We start from the raw sequence: 14,617 nt of genomic DNA, 5'->3' as shown, positions 1-14,617 counted from the left end.
TGCCCTACAGCTCGGTGGCGGAGCCACCGGCGGCGGCGATCTTCTCCTTGGCCGACGCGCTGAACGCGTGCGCCGAGACCTGGAGAGCCACACCGCCGAGGTCGCCGGTGCCGAGGACCTTGACCGGCTGGCCCTTGCGGACCGCGCCGGCGTCGACCAGCTCCTGCGGGCCGACCTGGCCGCCGTTCGGGAAGAGCTCGGCGAGCCGGTCCAGGTTGACCACCTGGAAGACGACCTTGAACTTGTTCTTGAAGCCCTTCATCTTCGGCAGGCGCATGTGGATGGGCATCTGCCCACCCTCGAACGCCGCCGAGATGTTCTTGCGGGCCTTGGAGCCCTTGGTACCGCGACCGGCGGTCTTGCCCTTGGACGCCTCACCGCGACCCACCCGGGTCTTCGCGGTCTTGGCGCCCGGGGCCGGGCGCAGGTGGTGAACCTTGATCGTCATTACTCGACCTCCTCGACCTTCACGAGGTGGTTGACCGCGAAGATCATGCCGCGAATCTCGGGCCGGTCCTCCTTGACCACCACGTCGTTGATCCGCTTCAGGCCGAGCGAACGCAGCGACTCACGCTGGTTGTGCTTGGCCCCGATCTCGGACCGGAGCTGGGTGACCTTGAGACGTGCCATCAGGACGCCACCCCCGCCCGCGACGCCAGCATCGCCGCCGGCGCGACATCCTCGACCGGCAGACCACGACGGGCCGCGACCTGCTCCGGGGACTCGAGGCCCTTCAGAGCCGCCACCGTGGCGTGCACGATGTTGATCGGGTTGGACGAGCCGAGGCTCTTGGAGAGCACGTCGTGGATGCCCGCGCACTCCAGCACGGCGCGCACCGGCCCACCGGCGATGACACCCGTACCGGCCGAGGCCGGCTTGAGCAGCACCACACCGGCGGCGTCCTCGCCCTGCACCGGGTGCGGGATCGACTTGCCGATCCGCGGCACCTTGAAGAAGTGCTTCTTGGCCTCCTCGACACCCTTGGCGATCGCCGCGGGCACCTCCTTGGCCTTTCCGTAGCCCACGCCGACGGTGCCGTCGCCGTCGCCCACGATCACCAGGGCGGTGAAGCTGAAGCGACGACCACCCTTCACGACCTTGGCGACGCGGTTGATCGCGACGACCCGCTCGAGGTGCGGGGTCTTCTCGACGGGCGCGTTTCCGCGGCCGCCCTCACGGCGGTTGTCGCGGCGACCACCCTCGTTGCCACCGGACCCGCCGCCACGGCGCTGTTGACCTGGCATCAGCAGCCTTCCTTATCTCTCGTGACGGGGTTTCTAGAACTCGAGCCCGGCTTCGCGGGCGGCGTCGGCAAGCGCGGCGACCCGCCCCGCGTACCGGTTGCCACCGCGGTCGAAGACGACCTTCGAGACGCCGGCGGCCTTGGCACGCTCGGCGAGCAGTGCGCCGACCTTGCCGGCCAGGGCGCTCTTGTCGCCCTCCGTACCGCGCAGCGAACCGTCCAGGGTCGAGGCCGACGCCAGGGTGTGACCCTTGGTGTCGTCCACGATCTGGGCGACGATGTGCCGCAGGGAGCGGGTGACGACCAGGCGGGGACGCTCGGCGGTGCCGCTGACGTTCTTGCGGACCCGGAAGTGCCGGCGCGCACGCCCGACGGCCCGCTTGGCGGCGACGCCGCGGCGACGCTTGAGCAGCGTGGCGCTCACTTCTTACCTGCCTTTCCAGCCTTGCGGCGGATGACCTCGCCCTGGTACTTCACGCCCTTGCCCTTGTAGGGCTCCGGCGGGCGGATCTTCCGGATGTTGGCGGCGATCTCGCCGACCTGCTGCTTGTCGATGCCGGCCACGTGGAACAGCGTCGGCTTCTCCACCGTGAAGGTGATGCCGTCCGGGGCCGGGACCAGCACCGGGTGCGAGAACCCGAGCGCGAACTCCAGGTCCTTGCCCTTGGCGGTGACGCGGTAACCGGTGCCGGCGATCTCCAGGCTCTTGCGGTAGCCCTCGGTCACACCGACGATCATGTTGGCGACCAGGGTACGGCTCAGGCCGTGCAGCTCCTTGGCCTTGCGCTCGTCGTTCGGCCGGTTGACGTGCAGCTGGCCGTCCTCGCCCCGCTCCGCCGTGATCGGCTCGGCGAGCGTGTGCGACAGCTCGCCCTTCGGGCCCTTGACCTTGACGGTCTGGCCCTCGATCGTGATGTCGACGCCGGAAGGTACCGGGATCGACTTACGTCCAATACGCGACATTTCTACCTGTCTCCCGTTACCAGACGAAGGCGAGGACTTCCCCGCCAACGCTCCGCTTGCGGGCCTGCCGGTCGGTGAGCAGCCCCTGGGACGTCGAAATGATCGCCACGCCCAGCCCGCCGAGCACCCGCGGGAGCCCGTCCGACTTGGCGTACACCCGGAGACCGGGCTTGGACACGCGCTTGATGCCGGCCAGGCTCCGCTCGCGGTTCTGGCCGTACTTCAGCTCGACGACCAGTCGCTTGCCGACGGCGCCCTCCTCGGGCTCCTCGACCAACCAGGTGGCGATGTAACCCTCGGCCTTGAGGACCTCGGCGATGTTCGCCTTGATCTTCGAGTAGGGCATCGTCACCCGGTCGTGGTACGCCTGGTTGGCGTTCCGCAGACGCGTGAGCATGTCTGCGATCGGGTCGGTCATCGTCATGAAATTCGTCAACCTTTCTCGCCGGGGTTCCCCGGGCTGGGCCCGGGGCCTACGGCGAAGAGACAGTTCAGCTGACGCGCGGAGCGCGCCGGGCTATTACCAGGAAGCCTTGGACACGCCGGGCAGCTCACCGCGGTGGGCCATCTCCCGGATGCACACCCGGCAGAGACCGAACTTGCGGTAGACCGCCTTCGGACGCCCGCACCGCTGGCAGCGGGTGTACGCGCGAACCGAGAACTTCGGCTTCGCGGCCGCCTTGATGATCAGCGCCTTCTTGGCCATCTCAGTTCTCCTTGAACGGGAAGCCCAGAAGCTTGAGCAGCGCCCGGCCCTCGTCGTCGGTCGTGGCGGTCGTGACCACCGTGATGTCCATGCCCCGCTGGCGATCGATCTTGTCCTGATCGATCTCGTGGAACACCGACTGCTCGGTCAGACCGAACGTGTAGTTGCCGTGCCCGTCGAGCTTGCGCCCGTCCAGACCGCGGAAGTCGCGGATACGCGGCAGCGCGATCGACAGCAGCCGGTCCAGGAACTCCCACATCCGGTCGCCGCGCAGGGTCACCTTCGCGCCGATCGGCATGCCCTCACGCAGCTTGAACTGCGCGATGGACTTGGTCGCCCGCCGCACCAGCGGCTTCTGGCCGGTGATGGTGGCCAGGTCGCGGACCGCGCCGTCGATCAGCTTGGCGTCCCGAGCGGCCTCGCCGACACCCATGTTGACGACGATCTTGACCAGCCCGGGCACCTGCATGGGGTTGCCGTACTGGTGCTGCTCCTGCAGCTGCGCCACGATCTCGTTGCGGTACCGCTCCTTGAGGCGCGGCATGGTCTTGGTTTCGGTAGCCGTGGTCATCACAGGTCCTTACCAGTGCTACGCGCGATGCGGACCTTCTGGCCGTTGTCGTCGATCCGGTACCCGACGCGCGTCGGGTTCCCGTCGGAGTCCAGGACCTGCACGTTGGAAACGTGGATCGGGGCCTCCTGGGTGACGATGCCACCGGTCTTGGCGCCACGCTGGGTGGTGCTGATGCGGGTGTGCTTCTTGACCCGGTTCACGCCCTCGACCAGGACCTTGTCCTGCCGCGGGTAGGCCACGATGACCTTGCCCTTGGCACCCTTGTCCTTGCCGGCGATGACGACGACCGTGTCGCCCTTCTTGACCTTCACGGTCACAACACCTCCGGCGCGAGGGAAATGATCTTCATGAACCGCTTGTCCCGCAACTCCCGACCCACTGGGCCGAAGATGCGGGTACCACGCGGGTCCCCACCGTCCTTGATGATGACGGCGGCGTTCTCGTCGAAGCGGATGTACGAGCCGTCCGGCCGCCGCCTCTCCTTGGCGGTGCGGACGACGACCGCCTTGACGACGTCGCCCTTCTTGACACCGGCACCCGGGATCGCGTCCTTGACCGTGGCCACGATGACGTCGCCGATGCTCGCGTAGCGCCGACCGGAGCCACCGAGAACCCGGATGCACAGGATCTCCCGGGCACCCGTGTTGTCGGCGACGCGCAGTCGCGACTCCTGCTGAATCACGTCTATCTCCTATGTCTGCCGGTTCTCCGGCCGCCCCGGGGGCGGCCGGAGCCTGGCGGAACCTGCGCCCGACCGATACCGGCCGAGCTCGAGCCTTCGCTACTTGGCCTTCTCGAGGATCTCCACGATCCGCCACCGCTTGGTGGCGGAGAGCGGCCGGGTCTCCATGATCAGGACCCGGTCGCCGATACCGGCCGAGTTCTGCTCGTCGTGCACCTTCAGCTTGCTGGTCCGGCGCATGATCTTGCCGTACAGCGCGTGCTTGACCCGGTCCTCGACCTCGACCACAACGGTCTTTTCCATCTTGTCGCTGACCACGAGGCCCTCACGCACCTTACGGCGGGCCCGCGCGGCGGCGGTGGTGTTCTCGCTCATGATGCAGTCACCTCAGTCGGCGCGGCCGAGAGACCCAGCTCGCGCTCACGCATGATCGTGTAGATCCGGGCGATCTCCCGACGGATGATCTGCAGCCGCCGGTTGTTGTCCAGCTGCCCGGTTGCGGCCTGCACGCGGAGGTTGAACAGCTCCGCCTTGGCCTCGCGCAGCTTCGTGACCAGCTCCTCCTCGGAGAGCTCACGCAGCTCGGAAGCCTTAACGTCCGCTGCCATCAGGATTCACCCACTTCGCGCGTAACAATGCGGCACTTCATCGGGAGCTTGTGGATCGCGCGACGCATCGCCTCTCGCGCGATCTGCTCGTTGGGGAAGGACATCTCGAAGAGAACCCGCCCCGGCTTGACGTTGGCGACCCACCACTCGGGCGAGCCCTTACCGGAACCCATCCGCGTTTCCGCCGGCTTCTTGGTCAGGGCCTGGTCCGGGAAGACCGTGATCCAGACCTTGCCGCCACGCTTGATGTGACGGGTCATCGCGATACGCGCCGACTCGATCTGGCGGTTGGTCACGTACGCCGGCTCGAGAGCCTGGATCCCGAACTCGCCGAACACCACCCGGTTACCGCCCTTGGACGCGCCGTGGCGGTCGGGGTGGTGCGGCTTGCGGAAGCCCTTCGGGGGCTTGCGCGGCATCAGCATCTGTCAGCCCTCCTGCTGCGTTTCTGCCGCGGCGGCGACGGCGGAAGCATCCACCGGCTCGCCGCTCGGCGTCTCGGCCTGCTGAGCGATGGTGGTCGCAGCAGCCCGGCCGGCCTCGGTGCCACCGGCGGTCGTGCCAGACGAACCCGACCGGCCACGGCGCGGCCGCTCGGGGCGGTCGCCGCGGTCACGGCGCGGACGGGACGGACCGGCCTCGGCCGGAGCCTCCCGGCCCGGGACGGCGTCGCCCTTGTAGATCCAGACCTTCACGCCGATCCGGCCGAAGGTGGTACGGGCCTCGAAGAAGCCGTACTCGATGTTGGCCCGCAGCGTGTGCAGCGGGACCCGGCCCTCGCGGTAGAACTCGGTGCGGCTCATCTCGGCGCCGCCGAGCCGACCCGACACCTGAACCCGGATGCCCTTGCAGACCGGGTTCTTCATCGCCGACTGCATGGACTTGCGCATCGCCCGACGGAAGCTGACCCGGCTGGAGAGCTGCTCAGCGACGCCCTGGGCGACCAGCTGCGCGTCCGACTCGGGGTTCTTCACCTCGATGATGTTCAGCTGCACCTGCTTGCCGGTGAGCTTCTCGAGCTCGCCGCGGATCCGGTCGGCCTCCGCACCCTTACGGCCGATGACGATGCCCGGCCGGGCGGTGTGGATGTCCACGCGGACCCGGTCGCGGGTGCGCTCGATGTCGACCTTGGAGATGCCGGCGCGCTCGAGGCCCTTGGACATCATCCGGCGGATCTTGACGTCCTCGCCGATGTAGTCCTTGTAGAGCTTGTCCGCGAACCAGCGGGACTTCCAGTCGGTCGAGATGCCGAGCCGGAATCCAGTGGGGTGAACCTTCTGACCCATTACTCGGCGCCCTCCGTCTTGCTCTCCGTCTCAGCGGCCTCGGCCTGCTTCGCCGGGGCGGCCTTCTTCGCCGCGGACTTCTTCGGCGCGGCCGGCGCGACCGCCTCGACTGCCACGGTGATGTGGCAGGTGCGCTTGCGGATCCGGTACGCCCGGCCCTGCGCCCGCGGCCGGAACCGCTTCATGGTCGGGCCCTCGTCGACGAACGCCTCGCTGACGAGCAGCGCGTCGGGGTCCAGCCGCTCGTTGTTCTCCGCGTTGGCGATCGCGCTCGCGAGCACCTTGTACACCTGCTCGCTCGCAGCCTGCGGCGCGAACTGCAGCACCGTGAGCGCCTCCTTCGCGGGCAGGCCGCGGACGAGGTTGACCACCCGGCGCGCCTTCATCGGCGAGATGCGCACGTGCCGCGCAACCGCCCGCGCGCCCGGAAGCACCGGAGCGTCGCCCTTTCCTGGCATCGCTGTAACCCCTTGTTCCTCTATCCGTATGCCCGCGGCGTCAGCGCCGACGGCTCTTCCGGTCGTCCTTCTCGTGACCCTTGAACGTGCGGGTCAGCGCGAACTCGCCGAGCTTGTGCCCGACCATCGCCTCGGTCACGAACACCGGGACGTGCTTGCGTCCGTCGTGCACGGCGATCGTGTGACCCAGCATCTCCGGGATGATCGTCGAGCGCCGCGACCAGGTCTTGATGACGTTCTTCGAGCCCTTGTCGTTCTGCGTCTCCACCTTCTTGAGCAGGTGGTCGTCGACGAACGGGCCCTTCTTCAGGCTGCGAGGCATGTCTTATCTCCCTCAGCCGCGCTTACGCGTGGCGTAGCGACGGCGGACGATCAGCCGGTCACTCGGCTGGCCCTTACGACGGGTGCGGCCCTCGGGCTTACCCTGCGGGTTGACCGGGTGGCGACCGCCGGAGGTCTTACCCTCACCACCACCGTGCGGGTGGTCGACCGGGTTCATCGCGACACCACGGACGGTCGGGCGCCTGCCCTTCCACCGCATCCGGCCGGCCTTGCCCCAGTTGATGTTCGACTGGTCGGCGTTGCCGATCTCGCCGACGCTGGCGCGGCAGCGCACGTCGACCCGCCGGATCTCACCGGACGGCAGGCGGAGGGTCGCGTACGCGCCCTCACGGCCGAGCAGCTGGATCCCGACGCCGGCCGAGCGGGCCAGCTTGGCGCCACCGCCCGGACGAAGCTCCACGTTGTGGATCGTCGTACCGACCGGGATGTTGCGCAGCGGCAGGTTGTTACCCGGCTTGATGTCAGCGCCCGGGCCCGACTCCACGGCGTCGCCCTGCTTCAGGTCCTTCGGCGCGATGATGTACCGCTTCTCGCCGTCGGCGTAGTGCAGCAGCGCGATACGCGCGGTGCGGTTCGGGTCGTACTCGATGTGGGCGACCTTCGCCGGCACGCCGTCCTTGTCGACCCGCTTGAAGTCGATCAGGCGGTACTGCCGCTTGTGGCCGCCACCGTGGTGCCGGGTGGTGATCCGGCCGTGGGCGTTGCGTCCGCCCTTCTTCGGCAGCGGAGCCAGCAGCGACTTCTCAGGCGTCGACCGGGTGATCTCGGCGAAGTCGGCGACGCTGGAGCCACGCCGGCCCGGCGTCGTCGGCTTGTACTTACGGATAGCCATTGTCTACACCCCTCAGCTGACCGGGCCGCCGAAGGCCTCGATACGGTCACCGTCAGCGAGCTTCACGATCGCCCGCTTGGTGGCCTTGCGCTGACCGAAGCCGGTCTTGGTGCGCTTGCGCTTGCCCTCGCGGTTGAGCGTGTTGACCGTCAGGACGCGGACGTTGAAGATCTGCTGGATAGCGATCTTGATCTCGGTCTTGTTGGCGTCCGGGTGCACCAGGAAGGTGTACCAGTTGCGGTTCAGCTCGCTGTAGCTCTTCTCCGAGACGACCGGCGCGACGATGATGTCGCGCGGATCGGCGATCGTGCTCACTTGCCACCCTCCTCGGTGGTCTCGGCGGGAACGCCCAGGAACTCGTCCAGGGCCTCCTTGGTGAAGACCACGTCGTCGGCCACCAGCACGTCGTACGTGTTGAGCTGGCCGGCCTCGATCAGGTGCACGCGCGGCTCGTTGCGCAGCGACACCCAGTTCAGCTCGTCGATGCTGCTCAGCACGACCAGGACCCGACGGGCCTCGGTGAACTTGGCCAGCGCGGCCAGAGCGGCCTTGGTCGACGGCTTCTCGCCCGAGACGAACGCCTCGACGACGTGCACCTGGCCGGCGCGCGCCCGGTCGGAGAGGGCGCCACGCAGGGCGGCGGCCTTCATCTTCTTGGGGGTGCGCTGGCTGTAGTCGCGCGGGACCGGGCCGTGCACCACGCCACCGCCGGCGAACTGCGGCGCGCGGATCGAGCCCTGCCGGGCCCGACCGGTGCCCTTCTGCTTGTACGGCTTCTTGCCGCCACCGGCGACCTCGCCGCGGGTCTTGACCTTGTGCGTGCCCTGCCGAGCGGCCGCGAGCTGACCCACCACGACCTGGTGCATCAGCGCGAGGTTCGCCTGGACGTCGAAGATGTCGGCCGGCAGCTCGACGGAGCCGCTCTTGGCGCCTTCGACGTTGAGGACGTCAACGGTGGTCACTTGGCCGCACCGCCCTTCTTCACCTTGGTCTTGGCCGCGGTACGCACCAGGACCAGCGCGCCCTTGGGGCCGGGGATGGCACCACGGACGAGCAGGAGGTTGTTCTCGGTGTCGACCGCCTGGACGGTCAGGTTCTGGACGGTGTAGCGAACGCCACCCATCCGGCCCGCCATCCGGGTGCCCTTGAAGACGCGACCCGGGGTGGCGCAGGCGCCGATGGAGCCCGGCGAGCGGTGCTTGCGCTCGACACCGTGGCTGGCGCGCAGACCGTGGAAGCCGTGCCGCTTCATCGGGCCGGCGTAGCCCTTGCCCTTGGTCTTGCCGGTCACGTCGATGGTGACCCCGGCCGGGAACTCCTCGACCGTGACCTCCTGGCCCAGCGAGTAGTCCGCGGCGTCGGCGGTGCGCAGCTCGACGATGTGCCGGCGCGGCGCGACGTCCGCCTTCGCGTAGTGCCCGCCCAGCGGCTTCTTGACCTTGCGCGGATCGATCGTGCCGTAGGCGAGCTGGACCGCGGAGTAACCGTCCTTCTCGGCGCTACGAACCTGGCTGACGACGCACGGGCCGGCCTGAACCACGGTCACCGGGACAACTCGGTTGTTGTCCCAGACCTGGGTCATGCCGAGCTTTGCGCCCAGGATCCCCTTTACTTGCCTGTCCATTTGTCCGGTCCCTACAGCTTGATCTCGATGTCGACGCCAGCCGGCAGGTCGAGGCGCATGAGCGAGTCGACCGTCTTCGGAGTCGGGTCGATGATGTCGATCAGCCGCTTGTGCGTGCGCATCTCGAAGTGCTCGCGCGAGTCCTTGTACTTGTGCGGCGAGCGGATAACGCAGAAACGGTTGATCTCCGTGGGCAGCGGCACCGGGCCCGCGACCTGCGCCCCGGTACGCGTCACCGTCTCGACGATCTTCCGCGCCGAGGAGTCGACGACCTCGTGGTCGTAGGCCTTGAGCCGGATGCGGATCTTCTGTCCCGCCATGGTGGCTTCTGTTCCTTCTCTCGATGCCGCTGTGTTGCGGGCGCCTGTACCGGCTGGTACAGGCCCACTTCGCCGACCCCCGCGGTCGGGCGTGTCGCGCCCTCGGGCCAGGCTCCGCCCCGGGACTCCGGAGCGATTCTCAGACCACACGGTGGGTCAAGACGCCGATCGCATCACAGCGATCTGGACGCCGTGCGAGGGTGGTTGACCGCCAGGGGCGATCAACCACCCTACGCGCGATTGTTGGTCTCCCGGAGGTCCAGCATTCACCGGACGCAGGTGACCAACCGTCGTTACGCAACCTGACTAGTATGCCGTACGACCGACGGCAACGCTAATCGGGGTTACCTAGCTCACTTGATGATCTTGGTGACGCGACCCGCGCCGACCGTACGACCACCCTCGCGGATCGCGAACTTGAGGTTCTCCTCCATGGCGATCGGCTGGATCAGCTTCACGGCCATGGTGGTGTTGTCGCCCGGCATGACCATCTCGGTGCCCTCGGGCAGCGTGACGACGCCGGTGACGTCCGTGGTCCGGAAGTAGAACTGCGGACGGTAGTTCTGGAAGAACGGGGTGTGCCGGCCGCCCTCCTCCTTGGAGAGGATGTAGACCGTCGCCTCGAACTCCGTGTGCGGGGTCGTGGTGCCCGGCTTGACGACGACCATGCCGCGCTCGACGTCCTCGCGCTTGATGCCGCGCAGCAGCAGACCGACGTTCTCACCCGCGCGGGCCTCGTCGAGCAGCTTGCGGAACATCTCGATGCCGGTGCAGATAGTCTTCATCGACTTCTCGCGGATGCCGACGATCTCCACCTCCTCGTTCGGCTTGAGGATGCCGCGCTCAGCGCGACCGGTGACGACGGTGCCACGACCGGTGATCGTGAAGACGTCCTCGATCGGCATGAGGAACGGCTTCTCGGTCTCGCGCTCCGGCTGCGGAATCGCGGCGTCGACGGCGTTCATCAGCTCCATGAGGCGGCCGGTCCACTCCGGGTCGCCCTCGAGTGCCTTCAGCGCCGAGACCCGGACGACCGGCAGGTCGTCACCCGGGTACTCCTGCGAGGAGAGCAGCTCGCGGACCTCGAGCTCGACGAGCTCCAGGAGCTCCTCGTCGTCGACCATGTCGCTCTTGTTGAGCGCCACGACGATGTACGGCACACCGACCTGACGGGCCAGCAGCACGTGCTCGCGGGTCTGCGGCATCGGGCCGTCGGTCGCCGCCACCACCAGGATCGCGCCGTCCATCTGGGCGGCACCGGTGATCATGTTCTTGATGTAGTCGGCGTGACCGGGGCAGTCGACGTGCGCGTAGTGACGCGCCTCGGTCTGGTACTCGACGTGCGAGATGGAGATCGTGATGCCGCGGGCCTTCTCCTCCGGCGCCTTGTCGATCTGGTCGAACGGCGTGTACGGGTTCAGGTCCGGGTACTGGTCGTGCAGGACCTTGGTGATGGCCGCCGTCAGCGTCGTCTTACCGTGGTCGATGTGACCAATGGTGCCGATGTTGACGTGCGGCTTAGTCCGCTCGAACTTCGCCTTCGCCACTGGTGTCCTCCTGTGGACTTCTTGGTTCGTACGCCCCGGCGCGCCGATTGGCGCTTAGGACTCTGTCGACAGCCTTTCCGACCTGGCGGCCGGAGAGCTTGGTGGGTTCTGCGGCGATGAAGCCTACAGGCCCGGTCTCACGCAACCCGACCGAGGTGGCCGCGGGCGGGGAGTCCCTCCCGCGACCGACCTCGGATCATCGAATCAGCTCGGAGTGAGCGTCACTCACCCGTTGCCTTGGCGATGATCTCCTTCGCCACGCTCTGCGGAACCTCGGCGTAGGAGTCGAACTGCATGCTGTAGCTAGCCCGGCCCTGGGTCTTCGACCGCAGGTCGCCGACATAGCCGAACATCTCCGACAGCGGCACCAGGGCCCGGACGATGCGAGCGCCGTGACGCTCCTCCATCGCCTGGATGATGCCGCGCCGGGAGTTGAGGTCGCCGATGACGTCACCCATGTTCTCCTCAGGAGTGGTGACCTCAACAGCCATCATCGGCTCGAGCAGTGCGGGGTCGGCCTTGCGGGCCGCCTCCTTCATCACCATCGAGCCGGCGATCTTGAACGCCATTTCCGACGAGTCGACCTCGTGGTACTGGCCGTCCAGCAGCGTCAGCTTGACACCCACCAGCGGGAAGCCGGCGAGGATGCCGTACTGCATCGCGTCCTGGGCACCGGCGTCCACCGACGGGATGAACTCCCGGGGGATACGGCCACCGGTGACGGCGTTCGCGAACTCGTAGGTCGGCGAGTCGTTGTCCAGCGGCAGCGGCTCGATGCTCACGATCACGCGGGCGTACTGGCCGGAACCACCGGTCTGCTTCTTGTGGGTGTACTCGACCTTCTCCACCTTGCGGCGGATGGTCTCGCGGTACGCCACCTGCGGCTTGCCGATGTTGGCCTCGACGTTGAACTCGCGGCGCATCCGGTCGACCAGGATGTCCAGGTGCAGCTCGCCCATGCCGGAGATGACCGTCTGACCGGTCTCCTCGTCCAGCTTGACGCGGAAGGTCGGGTCCTCCTCGGCCAGCCGCTGGATGGCGGTGCCGAGCTTCTCCTGGTCGGCCTTGGTCTTCGGCTCGATGGCGACCTCGATGACCGGCTCCGGGAAGGTCATCGACTCCAGGATGACCGGCTTCGCCGGGTCGCACAGCGTGTCACCGGTGGTGGTCTGCTTGAGACCCTGCACCGCGATGATGTCGCCAGCCCTGGCGGAGCTGCGCTCCTCCCGCTTGTTGGCGTGCATCTGGTAGATCTTGCCGACGCGCTCCTTGCGGTCCTTGGTGGAGTTGACCACCTGGGTCCCGGACTCGACCACGCCGGAGTAGACCCGGACGTAGGTGAGCTTGCCGAGGTGCTTGTCGGTCTGAATCTTGAAGGCCAGGCCGGCGAAGGGCTCCGAGGTGGACGGCTTCCGCTGCAGCGGCGTCTCGCCGTCGGTCGCGGTGCCCTCGATGGCCGGGATGTCCAGCGGCGACGGCAGGTACGCGACGACCGCGTCGAGCATCGGCTGGATGCCCTTGTTCTTGAAGGCGGTGCCGGTGAAGACGGGGTTAGCCTTGCCGGCGATGGTGGCCCGGCGGATGGCGGCCTTGATCTCCTCGACGGAGATCTCCTCGCCCTCCAGGTACTTCTCCATCACCGCGTCGTCGACGTCGGCGAGGGTCTCCAGCAGCTTCTCGCGCCACTCGGCCGCGGAGTCGGCCAGGTCGGCCGGGATCTCCTCGATCGCGTAGTCCTCACCCTTCTGGGTCTCCCCGCGCCAGGTGAGGGCGCGCATCTCGATCAGGTCGACCACGCCGATGAAGTCGGCCTCGGCGCCGATCGGGATCTGGAGCACCAGCGGGGTGGCGTTGAGCCGGTCGATCATCATCTGCACGCAGCGGAAGAAGTCGGCGCCGGTCCGGTCGAGCTTGTTGACGAAGCACATCCGGGGGACGTTGTACTTGTCGGCCTGGCGCCAGACGTTCTCCGTCTGCGGCTCCACCCCGGCAACGCCGTCGTAGACCGCGACCGCACCGTCCAGCACCCGCAGCGACCGCTCGACCTCGACCGTGAAGTCGACGTGACCGGGCGTGTCGATGATCTGGATCGTGTGGCCCTTCCACTCACACTTGGTGGCAGCGGAGGTGATGGTGATACCACGCTCCTGCTCCTGCTCCATCCAGTCCATGACGGCACCGCCCTCGTGGACCTCACCGATCTTGTACGTGATACCGGTGTAGAACAGGATCCGCTCGGTGGTCGTGGTCTTACCGGCATCGATGTGCGCCATGATGCCGATGTTGCGTACGTTGGCGAGCGCGTCTGCGGCGGCCACTTCAATCCCTACTTATCGTCGTCCCGACACAACTGGTGGCGGTTCCGGCGCCGGTCCGGCGCCGGAACCAGGGTGTTACCAGCGGTAGTGCGCGAAGGCCTTGTTGGACTCGGCCATCTTGTGCGTGTCCTCGCGCCGCTTGACGGCGGCACCCAGACCGTTGCTCGCGTCCAGCAGCTCGTTCATCAGCCGCTCGACCATGGTCTTCTCACGACGGGCCTTGGAGTACGTCACCAGCCAGCGCAGGCCGAGCGTGGTCGCCCGGGCCGGACGGACCTCCACCGGCACCTGGTAGGTGGCGCCACCGACCCGGCGGCTGCGCACCTCCAGCGTCGGCTTGACGTTGTCCATCGCCCGCTTGAGGGTGACGACCGGATCGGTGCCGCTCTTCTCGCGGCAGCCCTCCAGGGCGGCGTACACGATGCGCTCGGCCAGCTGACGCTTGCCGCGCAGCAGGATCTTGTTCACCAGCTGGGTGACCAGCGGCGAGTTGTACACCGGGTCAGCGACCAGCGGCTTCCGCGGAGCGGGTCCCTTACGCGGCATGTCAGCTCTTCTCCTTCTTCGCGCCGTAGCGGCTGCGCGCCTGCTTGCGGTTGCGGACACCCTGGGTGTCCAGCGAGCCGCGGACGATCTTGTAGCGCACGCCGGGGAGGTCCTTCACCCGGCCGCCGCGGACGAGCACGATCGAGTGCTCCTGCAGGTTGTGACCGACGCCCGGGATGTAGGCGGTCACCTCGATCTGGCTGCTGAGCTTGACACGAGCGACCTTGCGGAGCGCCGAGTTCGGCTTCTTGGGGGTGGTGGTGTACACGCGGGTGCACACACCGCGCCGCTGAGGACTGCCCTTCAGCGCCGGGGTCTTGGTCTTGGTCGTCTTGGCCTGGCGGCCCTTTCGGACCAACTGTTGGATCGTGGGCACCGGGTCTCTCCGCTCCCTTCGGCCGCTGTCGCGACCGCACTGTCTGCTCGTAGCCGCCTGATGGTCGGCTCTCCTACATTCCGGCCAGGACCACCTGACGGAGGTCCCGACACCCGCGGTCGGGCGTGTCGCCCGGATCACGGTCCCGGTGCCGTCGCTCGCGCGCGCACCGGATTGTGGTCGCCGGCACGC

Annotated in this window: 25 protein-coding genes; all 25 read right to left on the bottom strand. The window is 67.7% G+C overall.

Going from position 1 to position 14,617, the window contains the following annotated elements; all coding sequences use genetic code 11:
* Positions 1–4: 4 nt before the first annotated feature.
* On the bottom strand, positions 5–448 hold the full coding sequence (gene rplO / locus ABZ807_RS26015) for a 50S ribosomal protein L15 (protein ID WP_357163125.1): 444 nt from the start codon (positions 446–448) through the stop codon (positions 5–7).
* A complete protein-coding gene (gene rpmD, locus ABZ807_RS26010) occupies positions 448–630 on the bottom strand; it encodes a 50S ribosomal protein L30 (protein ID WP_334488289.1) in 183 nt (60 codons plus the stop codon). The genes rplO and rpmD overlap by 1 nt, the downstream gene beginning before the upstream one ends.
* Positions 630–1,244, bottom strand: a complete 615-nt coding sequence (gene rpsE / locus ABZ807_RS26005) for a 30S ribosomal protein S5 (protein WP_357163120.1) — start codon at positions 1,242–1,244, stop codon at positions 630–632. Before rpsE ends, rpmD begins: the two co-directional genes overlap by 1 nt.
* A gap of 33 nt (positions 1,245–1,277) precedes the next feature.
* Positions 1,278–1,655: a 50S ribosomal protein L18 gene (rplR, locus tag ABZ807_RS26000; protein ID WP_357163163.1), complete on the bottom strand. Its 378-nt coding sequence runs from the start codon at positions 1,653–1,655 to the stop codon at positions 1,278–1,280.
* An 8-nt stretch (positions 1,656–1,663) separates the two neighbouring features.
* Positions 1,664–2,206, bottom strand: a complete 543-nt coding sequence (rplF, locus tag ABZ807_RS25995; protein ID WP_357163117.1) for a 50S ribosomal protein L6 — start codon at positions 2,204–2,206, stop codon at positions 1,664–1,666.
* 16 nt (positions 2,207–2,222) lie between these two features.
* Positions 2,223–2,630: a 30S ribosomal protein S8 gene (gene rpsH / locus ABZ807_RS25990; RefSeq protein WP_067301438.1), complete on the bottom strand. Its 408-nt coding sequence runs from the start codon at positions 2,628–2,630 to the stop codon at positions 2,223–2,225.
* 96 nt (positions 2,631–2,726) lie between these two features.
* Positions 2,727–2,912, bottom strand: coding sequence for a type Z 30S ribosomal protein S14 (locus ABZ807_RS25985; protein ID WP_007465272.1), 186 nt, complete (start codon positions 2,910–2,912; stop codon positions 2,727–2,729).
* A gap of 1 nt (position 2,913) precedes the next feature.
* Positions 2,914–3,483, bottom strand: coding sequence for a 50S ribosomal protein L5 (gene rplE / locus ABZ807_RS25980; protein WP_357163114.1), 570 nt, complete (start codon positions 3,481–3,483; stop codon positions 2,914–2,916).
* A complete protein-coding gene (rplX, locus tag ABZ807_RS25975; protein WP_357163111.1) occupies positions 3,483–3,803 on the bottom strand; it encodes a 50S ribosomal protein L24 in 321 nt (106 codons plus the stop codon). Before rplX ends, rplE begins: the two co-directional genes overlap by 1 nt.
* Positions 3,800–4,168: a 50S ribosomal protein L14 gene (gene rplN / locus ABZ807_RS25970; RefSeq protein ID WP_007465279.1), complete on the bottom strand. Its 369-nt coding sequence runs from the start codon at positions 4,166–4,168 to the stop codon at positions 3,800–3,802. Before rplN ends, rplX begins: the two co-directional genes overlap by 4 nt.
* Positions 4,169–4,267: 99 nt before the next feature.
* Positions 4,268–4,543, bottom strand: a complete 276-nt coding sequence (gene rpsQ, locus ABZ807_RS25965) for a 30S ribosomal protein S17 (protein ID WP_357163108.1) — start codon at positions 4,541–4,543, stop codon at positions 4,268–4,270.
* Entirely contained in the window at positions 4,540–4,776 is a 237-nt protein-coding gene (rpmC, locus tag ABZ807_RS25960; RefSeq protein WP_357163105.1) for a 50S ribosomal protein L29, read from the bottom strand. Before rpmC ends, rpsQ begins: the two co-directional genes overlap by 4 nt.
* On the bottom strand, positions 4,776–5,201 hold the full coding sequence (rplP, locus tag ABZ807_RS25955) for a 50S ribosomal protein L16 (protein ID WP_088647000.1): 426 nt from the start codon (positions 5,199–5,201) through the stop codon (positions 4,776–4,778). The genes rpmC and rplP overlap by 1 nt, the downstream gene beginning before the upstream one ends.
* A gap of 3 nt (positions 5,202–5,204) precedes the next feature.
* Positions 5,205–6,062 (bottom strand): 30S ribosomal protein S3, encoded by an 858-nt coding sequence (rpsC, locus tag ABZ807_RS25950; protein ID WP_357163101.1) that lies wholly within the window; start codon positions 6,060–6,062, stop codon positions 5,205–5,207.
* A complete protein-coding gene (rplV, locus tag ABZ807_RS25945) occupies positions 6,062–6,520 on the bottom strand; it encodes a 50S ribosomal protein L22 (protein ID WP_334528503.1) in 459 nt (152 codons plus the stop codon). Before rplV ends, rpsC begins: the two co-directional genes overlap by 1 nt.
* 40 nt (positions 6,521–6,560) lie before the next feature.
* Positions 6,561–6,842, bottom strand: a complete 282-nt coding sequence (gene rpsS / locus ABZ807_RS25940; protein WP_007073032.1) for a 30S ribosomal protein S19 — start codon at positions 6,840–6,842, stop codon at positions 6,561–6,563.
* Between the two features lie 12 nt (positions 6,843–6,854).
* Positions 6,855–7,694: a 50S ribosomal protein L2 gene (gene rplB / locus ABZ807_RS25935; protein ID WP_357163097.1), complete on the bottom strand. Its 840-nt coding sequence runs from the start codon at positions 7,692–7,694 to the stop codon at positions 6,855–6,857.
* Between the two features lie 12 nt (positions 7,695–7,706).
* Positions 7,707–8,009, bottom strand: coding sequence for a 50S ribosomal protein L23 (rplW, locus tag ABZ807_RS25930; protein ID WP_073834931.1), 303 nt, complete (start codon positions 8,007–8,009; stop codon positions 7,707–7,709).
* On the bottom strand, positions 8,006–8,656 hold the full coding sequence (rplD, locus tag ABZ807_RS25925) for a 50S ribosomal protein L4 (protein ID WP_357163095.1): 651 nt from the start codon (positions 8,654–8,656) through the stop codon (positions 8,006–8,008). The genes rplW and rplD overlap by 4 nt, the downstream gene beginning before the upstream one ends.
* Positions 8,653–9,318: a 50S ribosomal protein L3 gene (gene rplC / locus ABZ807_RS25920; RefSeq protein ID WP_357163092.1), complete on the bottom strand. Its 666-nt coding sequence runs from the start codon at positions 9,316–9,318 to the stop codon at positions 8,653–8,655. The genes rplD and rplC overlap by 4 nt, the downstream gene beginning before the upstream one ends.
* A gap of 11 nt (positions 9,319–9,329) precedes the next feature.
* Positions 9,330–9,638, bottom strand: coding sequence for a 30S ribosomal protein S10 (rpsJ, locus tag ABZ807_RS25915; protein ID WP_007073037.1), 309 nt, complete (start codon positions 9,636–9,638; stop codon positions 9,330–9,332).
* Positions 9,639–9,991: 353 nt separating this feature from the next.
* Complete coding sequence (gene tuf / locus ABZ807_RS25910; protein WP_357163089.1) at positions 9,992–11,185, bottom strand: elongation factor Tu; 1,194 nt, start codon at positions 11,183–11,185, stop codon at positions 9,992–9,994.
* Between the two features lie 221 nt (positions 11,186–11,406).
* Positions 11,407–13,503, bottom strand: coding sequence for an elongation factor G (gene fusA, locus ABZ807_RS25905; protein ID WP_357163086.1), 2,097 nt, complete (start codon positions 13,501–13,503; stop codon positions 11,407–11,409).
* A gap of 75 nt (positions 13,504–13,578) precedes the next feature.
* Positions 13,579–14,049, bottom strand: coding sequence for a 30S ribosomal protein S7 (rpsG, locus tag ABZ807_RS25900; protein ID WP_091079418.1), 471 nt, complete (start codon positions 14,047–14,049; stop codon positions 13,579–13,581).
* Position 14,050: 1 nt separating this feature from the next.
* Positions 14,051–14,425 (bottom strand): 30S ribosomal protein S12, encoded by a 375-nt coding sequence (gene rpsL, locus ABZ807_RS25895; RefSeq protein ID WP_007465318.1) that lies wholly within the window; start codon positions 14,423–14,425, stop codon positions 14,051–14,053.
* Positions 14,426–14,617: the final 192 nt, after the last annotated feature.

Source organism: Micromonospora sp. NPDC047548 (assembly GCF_040642975.1).
GTDB lineage: Bacteria > Actinomycetota > Actinomycetes > Mycobacteriales > Micromonosporaceae > Micromonospora.
The sequence above is the reverse complement of the archived record's forward strand: the minus strand, read 5'-3'. Positions and strand labels throughout refer to the sequence as shown.

Coding starts and splice junctions, on each gene's coding strand:
- rplE (WP_357163114.1), bottom strand. CDS start 3,483: ATGACCACGGCTACCGAAACCAAGACCATGCCGCGCCTCAAGGAGCGG.
- rpsH (WP_067301438.1), bottom strand. CDS start 2,630: ATGACGATGACCGACCCGATCGCAGACATGCTCACGCGTCTGCGGAAC.
- ABZ807_RS25985 (WP_007465272.1), bottom strand. CDS start 2,912: ATGGCCAAGAAGGCGCTGATCATCAAGGCGGCCGCGAAGCCGAAGTTC.
- rpsS (WP_007073032.1), bottom strand. CDS start 6,842: ATGCCTCGCAGCCTGAAGAAGGGCCCGTTCGTCGACGACCACCTGCTC.
- rplB (WP_357163097.1), bottom strand. CDS start 7,694: ATGGCTATCCGTAAGTACAAGCCGACGACGCCGGGCCGGCGTGGCTCC.
- rplO (WP_357163125.1), bottom strand. CDS start 448: ATGACGATCAAGGTTCACCACCTGCGCCCGGCCCCGGGCGCCAAGACC.
- rpmD (WP_334488289.1), bottom strand. CDS start 630: ATGGCACGTCTCAAGGTCACCCAGCTCCGGTCCGAGATCGGGGCCAAG.
- rplV (WP_334528503.1), bottom strand. CDS start 6,520: ATGCCAGGAAAGGGCGACGCTCCGGTGCTTCCGGGCGCGCGGGCGGTT.
- rpsJ (WP_007073037.1), bottom strand. CDS start 9,638: ATGGCGGGACAGAAGATCCGCATCCGGCTCAAGGCCTACGACCACGAG.
- rpsQ (WP_357163108.1), bottom strand. CDS start 4,543: ATGAGCGAGAACACCACCGCCGCCGCGCGGGCCCGCCGTAAGGTGCGT.
- rpsE (WP_357163120.1), bottom strand. CDS start 1,244: ATGCCAGGTCAACAGCGCCGTGGCGGCGGGTCCGGTGGCAACGAGGGT.
- rplP (WP_088647000.1), bottom strand. CDS start 5,201: ATGCTGATGCCGCGCAAGCCCCCGAAGGGCTTCCGCAAGCCGCACCAC.
- rpmC (WP_357163105.1), bottom strand. CDS start 4,776: ATGGCAGCGGACGTTAAGGCTTCCGAGCTGCGTGAGCTCTCCGAGGAG.
- rplC (WP_357163092.1), bottom strand. CDS start 9,318: ATGGACAGGCAAGTAAAGGGGATCCTGGGCGCAAAGCTCGGCATGACC.
- rpsC (WP_357163101.1), bottom strand. CDS start 6,062: ATGGGTCAGAAGGTTCACCCCACTGGATTCCGGCTCGGCATCTCGACC.
- rpsG (WP_091079418.1), bottom strand. CDS start 14,049: ATGCCGCGTAAGGGACCCGCTCCGCGGAAGCCGCTGGTCGCTGACCCG.
- rplF (WP_357163117.1), bottom strand. CDS start 2,206: ATGTCGCGTATTGGACGTAAGTCGATCCCGGTACCTTCCGGCGTCGAC.